The organism is Micromonospora orduensis (assembly GCF_006228125.1).
Lineage (GTDB): Bacteria > Actinomycetota > Actinomycetes > Mycobacteriales > Micromonosporaceae > Micromonospora > Micromonospora orduensis.
In genome coordinates this window covers 19,562-36,514 of sequence record NZ_VDFY01000155.1, presented here as the reverse complement: position 1 = coordinate 36,514, position 16,953 = coordinate 19,562, and the positions used below count along the sequence as shown (strand labels likewise).

General features: G+C 67.4%; 17 protein-coding genes and 1 pseudogene. 4 read left to right on the top strand and 14 right to left on the bottom strand.

Going from position 1 to position 16,953, the window contains the following annotated elements; all coding sequences use genetic code 11:
- The first annotated feature begins 94 nt into the window (after positions 1-94).
- The gene (locus FHG89_RS15025; protein WP_139585001.1) at positions 95-682 is read left to right on the top strand and encodes an HD domain-containing protein; all 588 of its coding nucleotides are present in this window, start codon (positions 95-97) and stop codon (positions 680-682) included.
- A 107-nt stretch (positions 683-789) separates the two neighbouring features.
- Here FHG89_RS15025 and FHG89_RS34450 read toward each other — a convergent pair whose 3' ends face one another.
- From FHG89_RS34450 to FHG89_RS14955, 13 genes are all read right to left on the bottom strand, one after another.
- Positions 790-1,215, bottom strand: a complete 426-nt coding sequence (locus tag FHG89_RS34450) for a CBS domain-containing protein (protein ID WP_425280178.1) — start codon at positions 1,213-1,215, stop codon at positions 790-792.
- An 89-nt stretch (positions 1,216-1,304) separates the two neighbouring features.
- Positions 1,305-2,033 (bottom strand): respiratory nitrate reductase subunit gamma, encoded by a 729-nt coding sequence (gene narI / locus FHG89_RS15015; RefSeq protein ID WP_139584999.1) that lies wholly within the window; start codon positions 2,031-2,033, stop codon positions 1,305-1,307.
- Positions 2,030-2,665: a nitrate reductase molybdenum cofactor assembly chaperone gene (gene narJ / locus FHG89_RS15010; RefSeq protein WP_208760983.1), complete on the bottom strand. Its 636-nt coding sequence runs from the start codon at positions 2,663-2,665 to the stop codon at positions 2,030-2,032. Before narJ ends, narI begins: the two co-directional genes overlap by 4 nt.
- Before the next feature lie 56 nt (positions 2,666-2,721).
- Complete coding sequence (gene narH, locus FHG89_RS15005) at positions 2,722-4,371, bottom strand: nitrate reductase subunit beta (RefSeq protein WP_139584997.1); 1,650 nt, start codon at positions 4,369-4,371, stop codon at positions 2,722-2,724.
- A 1-nt stretch (position 4,372) separates the two neighbouring features.
- A complete protein-coding gene (locus tag FHG89_RS15000) occupies positions 4,373-8,137 on the bottom strand; it encodes a nitrate reductase subunit alpha (protein ID WP_208760982.1) in 3,765 nt (1,254 codons plus the stop codon).
- Complete coding sequence (locus tag FHG89_RS14995; protein ID WP_208760981.1) at positions 8,134-8,292, bottom strand: hypothetical protein; 159 nt, start codon at positions 8,290-8,292, stop codon at positions 8,134-8,136. Before FHG89_RS14995 ends, FHG89_RS15000 begins: the two co-directional genes overlap by 4 nt.
- A gap of 54 nt (positions 8,293-8,346) precedes the next feature.
- Positions 8,347-8,793 carry a hemerythrin domain-containing protein gene (locus FHG89_RS14990; protein ID WP_244295467.1) on the bottom strand — a complete coding sequence of 149 codons (447 nt, stop codon included), beginning with the start codon at positions 8,791-8,793 and terminating at the stop codon, positions 8,347-8,349.
- 19 nt (positions 8,794-8,812) lie between these two features.
- The gene (locus FHG89_RS14985) at positions 8,813-10,099 is read right to left on the bottom strand and encodes an MFS transporter (RefSeq protein WP_167517434.1); all 1,287 of its coding nucleotides are present in this window, start codon (positions 10,097-10,099) and stop codon (positions 8,813-8,815) included.
- A 480-nt stretch (positions 10,100-10,579) separates the two neighbouring features.
- Entirely contained in the window at positions 10,580-10,912 is a 333-nt protein-coding gene (locus FHG89_RS14975) for a cupin domain-containing protein (RefSeq protein WP_139584995.1), read from the bottom strand.
- Positions 10,913-11,252: 340 nt separating this feature from the next.
- Positions 11,253-11,873, bottom strand: coding sequence for a vitamin K epoxide reductase family protein (locus FHG89_RS14970; protein ID WP_208760980.1), 621 nt, complete (start codon positions 11,871-11,873; stop codon positions 11,253-11,255).
- On the bottom strand, positions 11,873-12,628 hold the full coding sequence (locus FHG89_RS14965; protein ID WP_139584994.1) for a DsbA family protein: 756 nt from the start codon (positions 12,626-12,628) through the stop codon (positions 11,873-11,875). Before FHG89_RS14965 ends, FHG89_RS14970 begins: the two co-directional genes overlap by 1 nt.
- A gap of 149 nt (positions 12,629-12,777) precedes the next feature.
- Positions 12,778-13,374 (bottom strand): CueP family metal-binding protein, encoded by a 597-nt coding sequence (locus FHG89_RS14960; RefSeq protein WP_139584993.1) that lies wholly within the window; start codon positions 13,372-13,374, stop codon positions 12,778-12,780.
- 194 nt (positions 13,375-13,568) lie between these two features.
- Positions 13,569-13,985, bottom strand: coding sequence for a pyridoxamine 5'-phosphate oxidase family protein (locus FHG89_RS14955; protein ID WP_139584992.1), 417 nt, complete (start codon positions 13,983-13,985; stop codon positions 13,569-13,571).
- 416 nt (positions 13,986-14,401) lie between these two features.
- On the opposite strand from FHG89_RS14955, the gene FHG89_RS14950 reads away from it, so the two are divergent.
- Together FHG89_RS14950 and FHG89_RS34445 are read left to right on the top strand one after the other, a co-directional pair.
- Positions 14,402-15,706, top strand: a complete 1,305-nt coding sequence (locus FHG89_RS14950) for a TIGR04053 family radical SAM/SPASM domain-containing protein (RefSeq protein ID WP_280116071.1) — start codon at positions 14,402-14,404, stop codon at positions 15,704-15,706.
- Positions 15,707-15,834: 128 nt separating this feature from the next.
- Positions 15,835-16,041: pseudogene (locus tag FHG89_RS34445) on the top strand (putative zinc-binding protein); the annotation flags it as partial.
- Here the strand turns inward: FHG89_RS34445 and FHG89_RS34140 are convergent.
- A complete protein-coding gene (locus FHG89_RS34140; RefSeq protein WP_167517431.1) occupies positions 15,997-16,293 on the bottom strand; it encodes a hypothetical protein in 297 nt (98 codons plus the stop codon). The pseudogene FHG89_RS34445 and the gene FHG89_RS34140 sit on opposite strands and share 45 nt — an antisense overlap.
- Between FHG89_RS34140 and FHG89_RS33765 the strand changes: the two genes are divergently transcribed.
- On the top strand, positions 16,292-16,759 hold the full coding sequence (locus FHG89_RS33765) for a hypothetical protein (RefSeq protein ID WP_167517430.1): 468 nt from the start codon (positions 16,292-16,294) through the stop codon (positions 16,757-16,759). The two genes, FHG89_RS34140 and FHG89_RS33765, sit on opposite strands and share 2 nt — an antisense overlap.
- The last annotated feature ends 194 nt before the right edge of the window (positions 16,760-16,953 follow it).

The following is a 16,953-nucleotide window of genomic DNA, read 5'->3' as shown; positions in this document are numbered from 1 at the left end:
AGGGGATGGTCAGGGTTGCGGTTCTGGCGGTGAGCGGCGATGGTCGTCACCTCACGTTCACCCGCCAGCGTAGTCGTGTCGTTACTCTGGGGCTATGACCGGCGTTCACGGCCCCACCGGTGATGTCCACCGCGCCCGTGACCTTGCCCAGCGGCTCCTGGCAGATCTGCCCGAGCGCTGGCGGCACACGATCGGGGTGGCGCGGCGGGCCGAAGAGGTGGCCGATACCGCCGGGTCGCACAGCGAAGCCGACATCCTGCTCGCGGCGGCGTGGATGCACGACATCGGGTACGCCGCCGAGCTGCGCGACATCGGCTTCCACCCGGTCGATGGCGCCCGCCACCTGCACGCCGCGGGGTGGCCGAGCCGAATAGCCGGCCTGGTCGCGCACCACTCCGCAGCGCTGCTCGTAGCCCGAGCCCGAGGGCTCGCCGCTGAGATCGACCGCTTCCCCCGGGAAACCTCACCGGTCAGCGACGCGCTGATCTACGCCGATCAGACCGTCGGCCCCAATGGGCGGATCATGACCGTCGAGCACCGCCTGGCCGACATGCTGCACCGACACGGCCCCGACTCCCCCAACGCGGCCGTCCACGCCCAGCGCGAACCCCTCCTACGCTCCGCAGTCCACCGAGTGCAACAGCGGCTCGCTACCCAAGGCCAGCCTCCGTCAGCGGCATGAGCACCTACCACGCCCCGTCGGATGTCCTTGGGCCGGGCCCGTGGGCCGGGCCTGTGCGCTGCCCGCTACCACGACCCCGGAGCAAGCTTCATGACAGCCCGACGCTGCTACTCACTGCCCATTCTCGAGTCAGCCGATGAGCGGACGCGCTGAGACGTCACCTCGTCACGGCTTCGTGACCGGGCTTCGACGTCGGCGTCGGAGCAGAATCCTGTCCTACGTTGTTTGAGGCACATCAGGCCGAGCAGCGATCCGTCTGCGTCGACCACGGCCACGCGTCGGGTTCCCTGACTGATCATCAAGTCGTGCACCACAGTCATCGGAGTGCCCGGTGACACGGTACGGCCCACGAGCGTCGACCAGTCCAGTGCCGGACCGAGGGTCCCCGGCGGCGGGAGGTCGGCCCGGGTCAAGGTCCCGGCAAGCCTGCTGCCTTCGGTCAACAGCACCAGGTGCACATGGTCGTTGCTCAAGGCTGCATGTGCCCGCGTGATCGAAGCACGAGCGGAAAGAGTCTTCGGGTGCCGAAGCATGACCTCCCGGACCGGTGTTCCGGTCTCGACGGTGCCCTCGCACGGGTCGACGGCGTGCTCGCCGACATCAGAGACGCGCGTCCGAGGGCTCATTGTGAGATTCGGTCCCAGCCGCGCCGGGGCCGGTGGCTGCCCAGCTGGTCGTCACGGGTGCGGTAGACGATGTAGGGGCGGGTCAGGTAGCCCACGGGTGCGCTGAAGACGTGTACGAGCCGGGTGAAGGGCCACAGTGCGAAGAGGCCGAAGGCGAACAGTGCGTGCAGCTGGAAGCCCAGTGGGGCCGTCGCCATCAGGCTGGCGTCGGGTTGGAAGGCTAGGAAGGAGCGGTACCAGACCGAGACGCCCTCGCGGTAGTTGTACTCACCACCGACGGTCATGATCGAGCCGGCGATGGTGTTCCACATTCCGAGCGCGATCACGACCGCGAGGAACGCATACATGACTTTGTCCATGCGGGTGGTCGCGGAGAAGACGGGACCGACCGTGCGGCGGCGGTAGATCAGGATCACCATTCCGACCAGCGCCGCGGCGCCGGCGAGCAGACCGCCCGTGACGGCCACGACGTGATAGCTGTGCTCGCTGATCCCGACCGCGTCCGTCCACGACTGCGGCACGAGGAGACCGATGATGTGGCCACCGACGACTCCGAGCATTCCGAAGTGGAACAGTGGACTTCCGATGCGCAGTAGGCGGTTCTCGTAGAGCTGGCTCGACCGGGTGGTCCACCCGAACTTGTCATAGCGGTAGCGCCACAGGTGCCCTACGACGAAGGTCGTCAGGCAGATGTAGGGCACCACGACGAAGAGGAACTCGTTCATCGGCGTGCTCCTGGGAATGACGGCGTGGGCAAGAGGGTCGGTTTCGGCGCGGTGCCGGCGCTGAACTGCGGTGCGGCGAACGGTGCCAGTCCCACTTCCTCTTCCGGGGGGCCTTCGGCGGCGAGACGGCGTACGGCATCCCGCTCGTCACCCCGCAGCGCCGGCAGGGTCGCCGAGACCACGTCGATCAGGGCCGCCCATGGCGAGGACAGATCGGCGAGCGAGACACGCAGCAGTTCCAGCCCGGCCCGGTGATCGAGGATCAGGCTCCGGCCCCGCTCCTGATCTACGGTCGCGGCGAACTCCAGCACCACGCAGAGGTGATCGGGCAACTCCGTGTCGTCGAGCTCGTAGCCGGCGCTGAGGTAGGTCTGCTTGAACCGCAGCAGGGCCAGTCCGCGCTTGCGGGTGTCGCCGTGGGCGAAGTAGGTCAGGAACAGGTTGCAGCGGCGACGGTTGTCGAACGTCTTGACGTATTCGGCCTGCAGCTGCGGCAGGGGTGTCTGTGCCAGGTGGTCCGCGAACCCGCGGATCGATTCTCCGATGGTCACCGGCAACTGCTGCGAGGCGTCCCGGATCAGGTCGAGGCGCGCCAGCATCTCGGGCTCAGGGTAGTCGAGCAGCAGCGACACCGACTGCCATGTGATCGTCAGCTGGTGCGGTGCGAGGCCGGCCTTCGGTCGGCGGTTCATGAGTCGGTCTTCCTCGGCGGGAAGAGTCCCGGGGGTGAGCCCTTGCCGTCCCAGTTCAGGAGGTTGACCCGCGCGCCCTTGTCGGTGGGCGATGCGAGCGTGTCGGCTGTCTGGCGGTCCTGAAGCATTTGGAAGTTCTCGACGGCGATCGGCGTCGGTGCGCCGGAGCCCTCGCCGAAGAGGTCCTGTTGCCCGCCGCCGTACGCGGAGACCGAGCACTCGGTCGCGAGTTCTTCCAGGGAGTGCGCCTGCTCGGCGTGCGCCGGAGGGATGACGTAGCGCTCGTCGTACTTGGCGATCGCGAGGAGCCGGTACATGTCGTACATGTCTTCCTCGCTCATCCCGACGGCGGCCGGGATGGCGCCGTCGGGGTCGCGGCCCATGTTGATGTCGCGCATGTAGCAGCGCATGGCGGCCAGCTTTTTGAGCACGGCGTCGACCGGTCCGACATCGCCCGCGGTGAAGAGCTCCGCGAGATATTCGATGGGGATGCGCAGGGCGTCGATCGCGGCGAACAGGTTGCCCTTGTCCTCTGCGTCCTCACCGGTCTCCTGCACGACGTCCACCACGGGCGACAGCGGTGGGATGTACCAGACCATCGGCATCGTGCGGTATTCCGGGTGCAGCGGCAGCGCGACCCGGTAGGTGTTGATCAGGGCGTAGATCGGGGAGCGTTGCGCGGCCTCGATCCAGTCGCGGGCGATCCCTGCCTTCTCCGCCTCCCGCATGACGTCGGGGTCGAACGGGTCCAGGAAGACCTCACGTTGTGCCTCGTAGAGTCCGTGGTCGTCCTCGGTCGACGCCGCCTCGAGGACCTTGTCGGCGTCGTAGAGCATCAGGCCGATGTAGCGCAGCCGGCCGACGCACGTCTCGGAGCAGACGGTCGGCAGGCCGACCTCGATCCGCGGGAAGCAGAACGTACACTTCTCGGCCTTGCCGGTTTTGTGGTTGAAGTAGATCTTCTTGTACGGGCAGCCGGACACGCACATCCGCCAGCCCCGGCACTTGTCCTGGTCGACCAGGACGATGCCGTCCTCCGCACGCTTGTAGATCGCCCCGCTGGGGCAGGACGCCGCGCACGACGGGTTGAGGCAGTGCTCGCAGATCCGCGGCAGGTAGAACATGAAGGTCTGCTCGAATTCGAACTTCACCTTGTCGCTGATCTTCTTCAGCATCGGGTCACGGTGCGCGGTCGCGGTGGATCCGCCGAGGTCGTCGTCCCAGTTGGCCGACCACTCGATCTTCATGTCCTTGCCGGAGATCAGCGATTTCGGGCGCGCGACCGGTGTGTGCTCCTGAGCGGGGGCGTCGGTGAGTGTGGAGTAGTCATAGGTCCATGGTTCGTAGTACTCCCCGATCGAGGGGAGCTTGGGGTTGGAGAAGATCGTGAGGAGCTTCTTGAACCGCCCGCCTCCCTTGAGTACCAGCCTGCCGCGCTTGTTGAGCTCCCAGCCGCCCTTCCACTTCTCCTGGTCCTCGTACGTCCGGGGGTAGCCGAGACCGGGGCGGGTCTCCACGTTGTTGAACCAGATGTACTCGGTGCCGGTGCGGTTGGTCCACGCCTGTTTGCAGGTCACCGAGCAGGTGTGGCAGCCGATGCACTTGTCGAGGTTCATCACCATCGCCATCTGGGCCATGACGCGCATGTCAGTACTCCACGTTTTGTGAGCGCTTGCGGATGACCGTGACCTCGTCGCGTTGGTTGCCGGTCGGGCCGAGGTAGTTGAACGCGAACGTGAGCTGGGCGTAGCCGCCGATGATGTGGGACGGCTTCACCAGGATCCGGGTGAGGGAGTTGTGGATGCCGCCTCGTTTGCCGGAGGTCTCGGCGATCGGTACGTCGATCAACCGGTCCTGGGCGTGGTACATGTACACCGTGCCCTCGGGCATCCGGTGGGACACGATCGCCCGGGCGACCACGACGCCGTTGCGGTTGACCGCCTCGATCCAGTCGTTGTCCTGGATGCCGACCTTGGCCGCGTCGCGGTCGCTGATCCAGATGTTCTGGCCTCCGCGGGAGAGCGACAGCATGAACAGGTTGTCCTGGTACTCCGAGTGGATGGACCACTTGTTGTGCGGGGTCAGGTACCGCACCGTGAGCCCTTCGACCTCGCCGGCTCCCGTCCCGTCGGAGACGTTGCCGAGCACCGGTTCGGAGAACAGTGCCGCCATGTTGAGCGGTGGCCGGTAGACGGGCAGCCCTTCGCCGAGCTCGGTCATCCAGTCGTGATCGAGGTAGAAGTGCATCCGGCCGGTCAGGGTATGCCAGGGCTTCTTGCGTTCCACGTTGATGGTGAACGGCGAGTACCGTCGCCCACCTGTCTCGGAGCCCGACCACTCCGGTGAGGTGATCACCGGAACCGGGGGCCCCTGGGTGTCGGCGAAGGTGATCTGCTTGCCTTCGTGCTCCTCGGCGAGGTCAGCCAGCCGGACACCGGTGCGCTTCTCGAGCGTCTTGAAGCCCTGGGTGGCCAGATGCCCGTTGGTGGTCCCGGACATGGCCAGGATCGCTTCACAGACGTTGACGTCCTTCTTCAGCGACGGGCGGCCGTCGGCCACGCCACCGCGCACGGCGCCGTTCTTGCGCCGTAGGTATTCGACCTGTTTGCCCAGCTCGAAAGTGACGCCCTTGGTGGTGGCACCGAGGGTGTCGACCAGGGGGCCGAGTGCGTTCATTTTTTCGGCGACCGCGCCGTAGTCGCGTTCGACCTCGACGAGCTTGGGCATGGTGACGCCGGGAACCGGCTCGCACTCGCCCTTCTTCCAGTCGCGTACGACCCCGTGTGGGTTGGCCATCGCGTCCGCGGTGTCGTGGGTGAGGGGGACCGCGACGACGTCCTTACGGACGCCGAGGTGGGTGGCGGCGAGCTCGCTGAACTTCGATGCGATGCCCTGCCAGGCGTCCCAGTCGGTCCGGGTCTGCCACGGAGGCGCGATCGCCGGGTTGAAGGAGTGCACGAAGGGATGCATGTCAGTGGTGTTGAGGTCGTGCTTCTCGTACCAGGTTGCCGCCGGGAGAACGACGTCGGAGAAGATCGTGGTACTGGTCTGCCGGAAGTCGATCGTCATCAGCAGGTCGAGTTTGCCCTCGGGGGCCTCGTCCCGCCAGGTGACGTCGACCGGGCGTTTCTCCTCCGATGTCTCCGTCGCCCGTACCGACGAATCGGTGCCGAGCAGGTGCTTGAGGAAGTATTCGTTGCCCTTTCCGGACGAGCCGAGCAGGTTGGCCCGCCAGATGGAGAGGATGCGCGGGTAGTTCTGGGGTGCGTCGGGGTCCTCACCGGCGAAGTTGAGCCCGCCGGACTGGAGCTGCTCGACGATGTACGCGCCCACCGGCTTGCCGGCCTCGGCCGCATCGTCGCTGAGGTCGAGCGGGTTGCGGTCGAACGTAGGGTAGGACGGCATCCAGCCCATCCGCGCGCTCTGAGCGATGACATCGGCCGTGGATTTGCCGGCCAGCTGGCCTTTGCCGGTGGTGGCGGCGAGGGTGTCGGCGCCGAACTGGTCGTACCGGAACTGGTTGGTGTGCAAGTACCAGAACGCCGTCTGGACCATGTTGCGGGGCGGGCGGTTCCAGTCGAGGGCGTTGGCGATCTGTGTGTAGCCCGTGATCGGGCGGACCTTCTCCTGCCCGACGTAGTGCGCCCAGCCGCCGCCGTTGACCCCCTGGCATCCGGTGAGGTTGGTCAGGGTCAGGAACGCACGGTAGATCGTGTCGGAGTGGAACCAGTGATTCGTGCCGGCCCCCATGACGATCATCGATCGACCACGCGACTCCTCGGCGTTCGCGGCGAACTCCCGCCCGATCCGGGCCGCAGTGGCGGCCTTGACACCGGTTATCACCTCCTGCCAGGCGGGGGTGTACGGCGCGGTCGCGTCGTCGTAGCCGCGGGCCCACTCCCCCGGCAGGCCGTCCCGGCCGACGCCGTACTGCGCGAGCAGCAGGTCGAAGACCGTGGTGACGAGGTGCCCGTCGACCCGGCGAACCGGGACGCCGCGGGGCAGGTCCGCGGCCGCGCCATCCGCAGTGTCGAAGCGTGGCATCCGCACCAGAACCGTCTCCTCGGCACCTTCCAGCAGGGAGAGCTGCGGGTCGACATCACCGAGGTCAAGATTCCACCGGCCGATACCGGCGTCGCCGAACCGGTGACCGAGCGAGCCGTTCGGGACGACCGGCTCACCGGTGCGGGCGTCGATGAGAACGGTCTTGAAGGCGGAGTTCTCCTGCGCCGCGACGGTGGGGGCCAGGTCGGCGGCCGTCAGGAACTTACCCGCGGTGAAGGCGCCGTCACCAGCGTCGTCGAGCTTCACCAAGTGCGGCAGGTCGGTGTAGGTCTTGACGTACTCGGTGAAATACGGCGTCTGCCGGTCGACGAAGAACTCCTTGAGCACGACGTGGCCCATCGCCATGGCCAACGCGCCGTCGGTGCCCGGTCGGGCGGGCAGCCACTCGTCGGCGAACTTCACGTTGTCGGCGTAGTCGGGCGCGACCGCGATCACCTTCTGGCCGCGGTATCGGGCCTCGGTCATCCAGTGTGCGTCGGGGGTACGGGTGACCGGGAGATTGGAGCCCCACATGATCAAGTAGCCGGCGTTCCACCAGTCGCCCGACTCCGGAACGTCGGTCTGGTCACCGAAGACCTGCGGGGAGGCGACCGGGAGATCGGCGTACCAGTCGTAGAAGCTCAGCATCGAGCCACCGACCAGATTCATGAATCGCGCACCCGACGCGTGCGAGACCATCGACATCGCCGGAATGGGCGAGAAGCCGGCCACCCGGTCGGGACCGTACTTCTTGATCGTGTGGACATGCGCGGCGGCGACGATCTCGCAGGCCTCCTCCCAGGTGGCGCGCACCAGGCCGCCTTTGCCGCGGGCGGACTTGTAGGCCTTCGCCCGCCGCGGATTCTCCACGATGTGCTCCCACGCGCGCACCGGATCACCGTCGTGCTGCTTCTTGGCCTCCCGGAACATCTGGAGCAGGACGCCGCGGACATAGGGATAGCGGACGCGGGTCGGCGAGTAGGTGTACCAGGAGAACGCCGCGCCGCGCGGGCAGCCGCGGGGTTCGTACTCCGGGGAATCCGGGCCGACCGACGGGTAGTCGGTCTGCTGGGTCTCCCAGGTGATGATGCCGTCCTTGACGTAGACCTTCCACGAGCAGGACCCCGTGCAGTTCACCCCGTGCGTCGAGCGGACCACCTTGTCATGGCTCCACCGGTCCCGATAGAAGTCGTCGGCCTGACGACCACCCCGCTTCGTGAGGGTCCGCAGGTCATCGGAGACCGTGCCCTTGGTGAAGTAGCGACGGGTGCGCACCAGGGCCTCGCCCAGCGGACCGTCCAAACCCGGCCGATCAGAGGGTTCCTCCGCAGTGCCGGTGTGGTCGCGGGGGTTCTGGGCGGTCGTCATGAGATGGACATCTCCTCGTCGTGTCGACGCGCCGTCCGGCGTACGACGGTCAGGGTCGGCAGCAGGGTCAAGGGCGCGGTTGCCGACAGCCGCCACAGCCCGATGGCATACGAGTCGGTGCGGCCATTGGCGAAGCGCATGATCAACGGTGGCACGAAACCGACCCGGGACAGTCACTGGAACAGAACATTCGGGTGTAGGACATGTGATCAGCGACCGGGAGCGGGCAACAATGTGCCTACCGTCGCCCGGATGGTGTCGATAGCGTCCCAGTCTTCAGGGTTCAGGCTGGCCAGAGCGGCAGGAAAGACGCCGTCCTGCTCTTTGAGGATGTGCTCGCGGAGCAGGTCCAGGGTCTCGACGAGCCGGCCGGGCCAGCTCGGGTCGGCGGGCACGCCGTCGGCGGTTTCACCCAGGACCGCTTCGATGTGCCGGTGCTCGGCTTGCAGGACCGTGACGTGGTCGGGGAAGTCTGCCGCCAGCACCGGGAACAGGCCCTGTTCCTCGACATACGTGTGTGGTTCGAGGACGTCGGTGATCTGCCGGGCCAGTTCTGCCATGCGAGCGGTGTCGGTAGCGGCGTGGGCGGTACGGACCTCGCCGATGAGGTTGACGACCAGGTCGTGTTCGCGGGTCAGGTCGTCGATCGCGGTCACGGCTTGGCACCCGCAGTATTCACACATGAGCGGTACTTCCCTTGCCTGAGGTGCGGTGGATCGGGTGGCTCTGGGCGCCGACGGACGTTTGGCTGACGTTCTTGGCGACAGCGGTGACGGTCAGCGCCAACGCGGCGAGTGCGACGACGGCGAGGGCTGCCAGGCCCAGGGCGTAGGAGCCGTATTGGCCGTAGAGAGCGCCCATGATCAGTGGTGGGACGAACCCGCCGAGTCCGCCGGCTGCGCCGACGATGCCGGTGACCGAGCCGACCTGATTCTGCGGTGCCAGCAGGGCGACCAGGGCGAAGGTCGCGCCGCTGCCGGCACCCAATGCGGCGGCCATGGACAGGAAAGCGATCGTGCCCAGCGGCGCGAGACCGGGGGTGAACGCCTGTACAGCCGCGCCGACAACCACCACGGCGAGCGATGCGGCCAGGACGCGGGTGGGGGCGAAGCGGTCGGCCAGCCAGCCGCCGAACGGGCGCATCACCACCGCGAGCAGCACGAAGCCGGCCATCCGGTTGGCGGCGTCGGCCTGGGTGAGCCCGTAGGCGGTCTTGAGGTAGGCGGGCAGGTAGACGGAGAACGCGACGTAGCCGCCGAAGAGGACGGCGTACAGGGCGGCCGCCTGCCGGGTGACCCGCAGACGTGCGGTGTCAGCCAGTCGCCGTGACAGTGTTCCCGCCGGCAGGGTCCGGCCGGGTGCGTCGCGCAGGAGCAGTGCAGCCAGTGCCGCGTAAACACCCAGGGCGATCGCGGTGACCACGAACGGGGTCGCGGTCGCTCCGGCGGTGACGAGTTTGACGGTGGTCAGCGCGCTGATCGCGGTGCCGCCCATGCCGGCGCCGAACACGCCGATCGCCAACCCTCGCCGCTCCGGCGGGAACCAGGCGTTGACGAACGGCACGCCGACGGCGAACGCGGTGCCGCCGATACCGAGGAAGAACCCGCCCACCAGCAGGCCTGTCAGTGAGGTGTGCCCGGACAGACCCAGATACAGCACCGGGACGATCGTCGTCAGGGAGACCAGCGGGAACATGATCCGGCCGCCGAACCGGTCCGTCAATGCCCCGACCGGGATCCGGCCCACCGAGCCGACCACGACCGGGACCGCGACCAGCAGAGCCTGTTGGAACGCGCTGAGCTGCAGCACGTCTTTGAACTTCGGGGCCAGTGGGCTGAGCAGGGCCCAAGCCCAGAAGTTGACGGCGAACCCGACGGTGGCCAGGACCAGCATCACCGTCCGCTGCCCACCGGTTGCCTGCGCTGCGCCCGGCGAGACTGCCCGGGGACCCCGTGTGCTCATTGTCGTCTCCACTGTCCTTAGCGTCGCAGCTGCCGGGTCGCCATCGGCTCAGGTCGTCCGGCGCGACATCCCTGCCAGGGTTTCCGCTTTCCGTCCGGCCGAACAGGGTCTTTGTTCCCTAGTCCTACATTCGTCGTTGAGACAGGGTCCGGCCGGAGGAGGACGGGGTCAGGCGACCACAGCCAGACCTTCCAGGCACACCTGCCCCACCTCAGGCCCGGACTGCACGATCGGGCACGGATCTGCCCGCCGGAGCGGGCCCTCGATCTCGGCGAGGGCGGGCGGGGCGCATGTGAGACGACCAGAACCACAGCGTCGCCGGGCGACAGCGTCGTTGCCGCGGACGATACCAACACGTCCCTGGATTGTGCTGGATTTTGGATTTCGCGCAGGTCAAGGCAACCAGGCAAGCGAGAGCGCCTGTCCACACCGTGCAGGCGGGGCGTTTCACTCGTCGTCGTGTCGAGGATCGTGGTCGTCTCAGTTGTGCTTGGCCACGGTGAGCAGCACAGCGCAGTCCTCAAGCGCTTCGAGTGCGTGCCGGGCGTCGGGCACGACGATGAGGTCACCGGCCGAGCCTTCCCACGCGACGTCACCAGAGCTCAGACGAACCCGCCCCAGCAGCACATGCACGGTGGCTTCACCAGGGTTCTCGTGCTCGTCCAACCGGCGGCCGGCTAGCAGCACGATCAAGGTTTGGCGCAGGGTGTGCTCATGACCGCCGTACACCGTTGACGCGCTGCGCCCGCTGGAAGCGTCGCGCGCGATGATGAGTTGCTGGCGGGCGAGGGCGGTCAGTGACGATTTTCCCATGAGCGCACCTTGTCACACCGCCATGCGGCCGAGTCCGCCAGGCCGTTCGGCAATAATCGGTGCCGTTGCCTGCCGCGGTGGCGGAGCGACGAACGCCGTTGGTGCTCGCCGACCGCGCAGGCCTCGCCTCGGACATGGAGTGTGGGCGCTGTTCGACGGCTTCGTGGTGACGAGGAACTCACCCATCGTGTACATTCAGGTCGACTAAATCTCCAATACCATGCGTCGGCGTCAGGGCAAGTTGCGCCGACGTCTGCAGACTCTTCGTCGCCTTGTCAGCGGCGTTCGCTCAGTTCGGTGATGCAAGCCGAATCAGGACGCGTCGCGCAGGTGTGCTGACTTATCCGAACAGCAGGTCGCCGTACTTGACCACGACCGCGAGCACCACGATCAGCAACCAGATCACCACGATGACAAGGTCCAGGTTCGCCCGCAGCCCGCTGGCCAGAGCGGTCTGCAGCCGGGCCGGCAGGAACAGGTTGTTGTCGCGGATGTTGACGTGGGTCAGGGTGGCGAACACCAGGGTGGTGGAGATGGTGACCAGCAGGCACCACGGGCACAGCGCGCCGATGTGGAACATCGATTGGTAGAACAGCCAGTACGCGAATCCGAACCCGATGGCGTAGACGACCTGTGCGGCGAACATGAACCAGCGCGGGAACCGCACGCCGCCCAGGCAGGCCGCCGCGATGGTGATCACCACCGGTTCGGCGATCAACCCGAGGAACGCGTTCGGGAATCCGAGCAGCTGCGATTGCCAGGCCGCGGCGACCGTGCCGCAGCTGATCACCTGGTTGATGTTGCAGGACAGCTCCGCGGTGGGGTCGGCGGCGAGTTTGACAGCGTCGACCGACAGCACGAACGAGGCGATCAGGCTCAGCACCGACGAAACGAGCATGGTGCCGAAGATCCAGGCGTTGGCGTGCCTGATCCGGTGCAGCGTGGTCAGCAGTTCGGTCACTATGTGCCGCTCTTGGCTGCGGCTTCGATGGCCTGGGTCAGCGGACCCGGGCGGTACACGTCGCCTTCGAACACCGTGCCGTTGATCTTCACGGTCGGGGTGCCCTGCACGCCGGAGGCGAACGCGGCTTCGGTGACATTGGCGACCCATGGTTCGAAGATGCGCTCGTCGAACGCGTCGACCACGGCCTGGCCGACTCCGGCCTGGATGGCCAGGTCGGCGATCTGCTGGTTGCTGAGCCCGCGGGTGCCTTCCTGGGGCTGACTGTCGTAGAGGGCATTGTTGAACGCCCACACCTTGTCCGGGGCGCGGTCGGCGACGGTGGCCATCGCGTTGGCGGCCCGGGTGGAGTACCTGGTGCCTTGCGAGGTGCGGTCCAGGAACGAGATCGGCCGCAATTCGACCTTTGTCGTGCCGGCCTGGATGAGCCGGTCCAGTTCGCCGCCGTTGGCCTGCTCGAACTTGCCACAGGCCGGGCACATGTAGTCCAGGACGATCTCCACGGTCACCGGCGCGGCCGGCTTGCCCACCGGGATCGCCCCGGTCGAGGTGAGATTGGCTGGAGTGACCAGCTTTCCGCTGCCGGCGGTGGGCTCGTCGTTGTTCGTGGCGTTGAACGCCACGATCCCGATAGCGGCCACCAGACCGACGATGATCAATCCGCCGACTGTGAGCACCCAGTTGATCTGCCTGCCGCGCTGCGCGACGATGGCCGCCTGAGCCTTGCGGGATGTCGCTCGCTGCTGCTTACCCATTCCCGTCATCCACTTTCGCGTCGGAGTTTCTGGTTCGGTGTAGCCCGGCCTGCGTGTTCGGCTGCAGCGCCATCTCGGCCTGGCAGCCTTTCGTCGGCCAGCGGCCGGGTGCCGGGCGACAGCAACGGCGATGCTCGCACTGAGCGGTGTCAGGTCAGGCGCAGCGTGGTCAGGCAGGTCGGCGACTCCTTGGCAGTGGTGATCTTCGTCCGGCCGGACTTGCTGCCATAGGTGATCTGCAGGATGCCGTTGATGTCGCGGGGCAGCCAGAAGCCGACGAATCCGTTGGCGAAGGTTGTCCGCACCTCGTCGAGGAGGACTTCGTCGTGGGTCTCGTCCACGATGCGGACTCCTACGTCCTCGGCGGCCAGCTCCCCCTTGCAGGTGGTCAGCGAGTGATGGAAGCAGTCGTGGGTTTTGTTCACGTACGGGGCCACCGACAGATAGAAACGGTCGCCGGGGACAGCGAGGCTGGCCTGCCGCCCGCCGCGGGAGAGCACGAGTTCGTGCGGGCGTACCGACGCCTTGAGATCGGCAGCCGGGCGCTGCTCGAGGGTCAACCGGTCAAGGTGGTCGATGACCTGCACCGTGTCCTTACCCGCCAGCCCATATTCGGCTAACAGCGCTGTGGCATCTGCCGATGCCACAGCACCGCTGGGCGTAATTTCGGTGGTGCCGTCGCTGCGTGACGCGCATCCGGTCAACATGAGGGCGGCCACCGTGGCGGCGACTGTCAATCGCTTCACGGTCGCCTCCTGCACCGGTCACGCGACGACAGGCTCACCCGCGCGACGACTCGCTGGGGCGACACCACAGCTGACTTCATAGATGCTCTCCCTCAAGATGCCGGTTAACTCCAGCTTGTGCCACGTTTATGTCGAGCGAACAGGGTCGTTGGTCCTGCGCCGGACCGCCCTGCGGCACGGTTGAGGCGGTGAGGTCAGTCAGGGGGCGTAAGCCGGAAGCCAGTGACGATGTCCGGACGGATGCGCAGCACACCGTCGGCCTGGTTCTGCACCCAGGGGCGCAACAACGCCTCGTACCGCGTCCGGTCCTGGGCGTTGTCGACCAGGCGGGCGATACCGGTGACGACCACGCTCCATCCTTGTCGGGTATCCGGGTCGATCAGGTCCGCCTCGTAGGCGACCACCGTGTCCGGCCGGCGGATAACGGTGTCGGCGACCGACGAGGCGAGACTGGTCCGGATGATGACATCTCCCTGGTCGAGGATGTGGTTCACCGGGCGGATTGCTGGCAGCGCCCGCTGCGTGAAGACCACCCGGCCCATGGCGACGCCGGCCAGCAGCCGTAGGGCCTCGTGCCGGGACAGTTCGTGCAGTATGCGTCGGTCGTCCATCACAATCCTTCGCCGTATCGGCCGTCGAGGCGCCGGCCGATACGTGCTGCGGTCGGGCCGGTTCCAGCCCTGACGGGACTGAGATGTCCAGCACAAGCGACCACGGATCTCGGCGGTAGGGCCGAACGTCCCGACGCAGACCTCAGCAGCAGGGCGCGCACGGGTGACTGAAGATGCGGACACCAGTGGATACCTCAGAGATTGCCGGATGCCGTAGCCGCGATTCCCGCAGATCCGCAAAATCTCGGGACGTTGGACCCCCGTTCTGGTGTCGTCATTCCTCTTGCCTCGTCACCTGGGCCGTACCGAGGGTGGACGCGTGACCAGAAGACGGCCGGAGCCGCCACGGCGTCGCCAGGAGCCGATGCCGACCCTTTCCGCACGTACGGTCTTCTGCACTCAATCAAGGAGCCGCTGTGCCGCCTGCCGAACCGTCCATCGCGCACGACAGCGCCGCACCCGATCCCAGGCCGCACCATCGCACCCGTGATGTACGCCGGCTCCGGCACTCCGCAGCCGACCGGCCGTTCATCGTCATCTGGGAAGCGACCCAGGCCTGCCCGCTGGCATGCCAGCACTGCCGCGCCTCCGCCCGACCACGACGCGACCCGCAGGAACTGACCACCGACGAGGCCGTCGATCTCATGGAACAGGTGGCACAGTTCGGCCATCCGGCGCCGCTGTTCGTCATCACCGGCGGCGACCCCTTCCAACGACCCGACCTGATGACCCTGGTACGCCGCGGCACCGAACTCGGACTGGCCGTGTCGGTGTCGCCCTCCGGCACCCCGACGCTCACCCGGCAGGCACTCGCCGATCTGCGGGACGCCGGCACCCGCGCGATCTCGCTGAGCCTCGATGCCGCAGCAGCGGCGGCGCACGACGGATTCCGCGGTGTCGACGGAGTGTACGCACTGACCACCCGTGCCTGGCACGACGCCACCGACCTCGGCCTGAAGGTCCAGATCAACACGACCGTCACCCGCCGCACCGTCGACGACCTGCCCGACATCGCCGTCCAGATCCGCGACCGCGGCGCCATGCTCTGGAGCGTGTTCTTCCTCGTGCCCACCGGCCGGGGACGCACGTTGGCCGGCCTCGACGCCGCCGAGACCGAGGACGTCCTCAACATCCTCTACGACCTCGGCGAAACCATCCCGGTCAAGACCACCGAAGCCCACCACTTCCGCCGGGTCTGCCTGCAACGCACGATCCTCACCCGCCGCGGCGTACCCGCCATCGAAGCCCTCAGCCTCGGACCGCTGTACCGGCGGCTGCGACAGCGCATCGACGACCTGGGCCTGACCTGCGGACGGCAGCGGCCCCGGCGGCCACCACTGCAAGTCAGCGCCGGCAACGGGTTCGTCTTCGTCAGCCACCGGGGCCAGGTGCACCCCAGCGGCTTCCTCCCGCTACCGGCTGGTGACGTCCGCTCGCAACGACTGGTCGACATCTACCGGGAAGCGCCGCTGTTCACCGCCCTGCGCGACCCCGCCCAGCTGAAAGGCCGGTGCGGCGCCTGTGAATTCCGGAGCGTGTGCGGCGGGTCCCGCGCCCGGGCGTACGCGGTGACCGGTGACGTCCACGCCGAAGAACCGGCGTGCGCCTATCGGCCCGGCTCATTTCCTTACCTCGCCGACCTGATCGAAGCACTGGCCGCGTCGGGAGCCGGGTCCGACCCTTCGACGGCCCATCCGCTCGCTACCGGAGGTCAGTCGTGACGGGCAAAACGGGGCAGCGAGCCGGGGACGCCGGCCCAGGCGGACAGCAACCGGCACGCCCCGCCGATCGGCCGGTCGCTGACCTGCCGCTCGTCTACTCGTGTTCCGGCTGTTCCAGCGCTGCGCAGATGGCGAACGCCCTCGCGATCAAGCTCGACCGCCTCGGTGCCGCCGAGATGTCCTGCATCGCCGGCCTCGGCGGCGACGTGCCGTCCCTGGTACGCCTCGCGCGCTCGGGTCGCGCCGTGCTGGCCTTGGACGGCTGCCCGCTCGTCTGCGTCGAGGCGACGCTACGGCGCCACGACATCGTGCCGGACGGACACCTCGTGCTCAGTCGCCGCGGTGTCCGTAAACGCCGGCACGCCGACTATGACGAGGTTGAAGCCGAACGGCTCCTTCCCGTTGGTCGTCGAAGCCGCCGCTGCCATGACTCCGTCCGGCGGCGCCGCGGCGAGCAGGTCCGCGCCCGCGTCACCTTTTGCCTCCGATGGCCCGTAGAGGTCGCCACGACGGGACTTGTGGCCGTATCGGTCGCGGGACTTGGTGCCCTGCCGCCCAGGTGTCGAGTCCTCGACGCTGGTGAGCATGATGGAGATCCTTCTTGGGCTGACCGCAATAGTTCTTCTCGTCGCTGGCCCCACCATGATCGTGCAGGGCCTGGCGGGCCGCAGAAGCATCACCAAGGAACTGGCTCAACAGCGCATCAGCTTCCCTTCAGACAACGGCCTGCCCGCCGGACTGCACCGCTACGCCGGAACGCCGGTGCACACCGGAACGCAGGCCAGGGCATTCGCCGACCTCATCGGCGCCCACGTGACGAAGGCGACCGGCGGGCGCACCTACGCCGAGATCGCCGACGAGTGGATGGCCGGCGGACGGACCGATGAACGGCTGGCCCGGCTGCGCGAGACCGCGTTCATGGGTCAGAGCCTGCGCGGGGCGCTACTCGGCGCCTACCAGGCCTGGCAGATCACCGTGCTCGTGTTCGCGCTGGGCGCCGTGTTCACCGCGATGGGCACAGCGTTCCTTGCACTGGCGATGCGCGGCGCTTGACGCGGCCGGCATCGTCGCGGATCCATGGCTCCCCGTGGCTTCCAAACCAGATCGTCGACATCTCGCTGCGGCCCCGGTCACCGTGGACCGGTACCGGTGATCTTTCGCCGTCCGGCGCCAATTGGAGCGGCCCGTCAGATCGAGCGGGGCGCAGGAGGAGACAAATGAGAGTGCGGGTAATGCGCACGGCCGTC

Bases quoted from the DNA above. Each gene is read 5' to 3' on its own strand.
- FHG89_RS14985 (WP_167517434.1), bottom strand. From the start codon at position 10,099: ATGAGCACACGGGGTCCCCGGGCAGTCTCGCCGGGCGCAGCGCAGGCA.
- FHG89_RS14965 (WP_139584994.1), bottom strand. From the start codon at position 12,628: ATGGGTAAGCAGCAGCGAGCGACATCCCGCAAGGCTCAGGCGGCCATC.
- FHG89_RS15000 (WP_208760982.1), bottom strand. From the start codon at position 8,137: ATGACGACCGCCCAGAACCCCCGCGACCACACCGGCACTGCGGAGGAA.
- FHG89_RS34450 (WP_425280178.1), bottom strand. From the start codon at position 1,215: ATGCTTCGGCACCCGAAGACTCTTTCCGCTCGTGCTTCGATCACGCGG.
- FHG89_RS15025 (WP_139585001.1), top strand. From the start codon at position 95: ATGACCGGCGTTCACGGCCCCACCGGTGATGTCCACCGCGCCCGTGAC.
- FHG89_RS33765 (WP_167517430.1), top strand. From the start codon at position 16,292: ATGATGGAGATCCTTCTTGGGCTGACCGCAATAGTTCTTCTCGTCGCT.
- FHG89_RS14975 (WP_139584995.1), bottom strand. From the start codon at position 10,912: ATGGGAAAATCGTCACTGACCGCCCTCGCCCGCCAGCAACTCATCATC.
- FHG89_RS14955 (WP_139584992.1), bottom strand. From the start codon at position 13,985: ATGGACGACCGACGCATACTGCACGAACTGTCCCGGCACGAGGCCCTA.
- narI (WP_139584999.1), bottom strand. From the start codon at position 2,033: ATGAACGAGTTCCTCTTCGTCGTGGTGCCCTACATCTGCCTGACGACC.
- narH (WP_139584997.1), bottom strand. From the start codon at position 4,371: ATGCGCGTCATGGCCCAGATGGCGATGGTGATGAACCTCGACAAGTGC.
- FHG89_RS34140 (WP_167517431.1), bottom strand. From the start codon at position 16,293: ATGCTCACCAGCGTCGAGGACTCGACACCTGGGCGGCAGGGCACCAAG.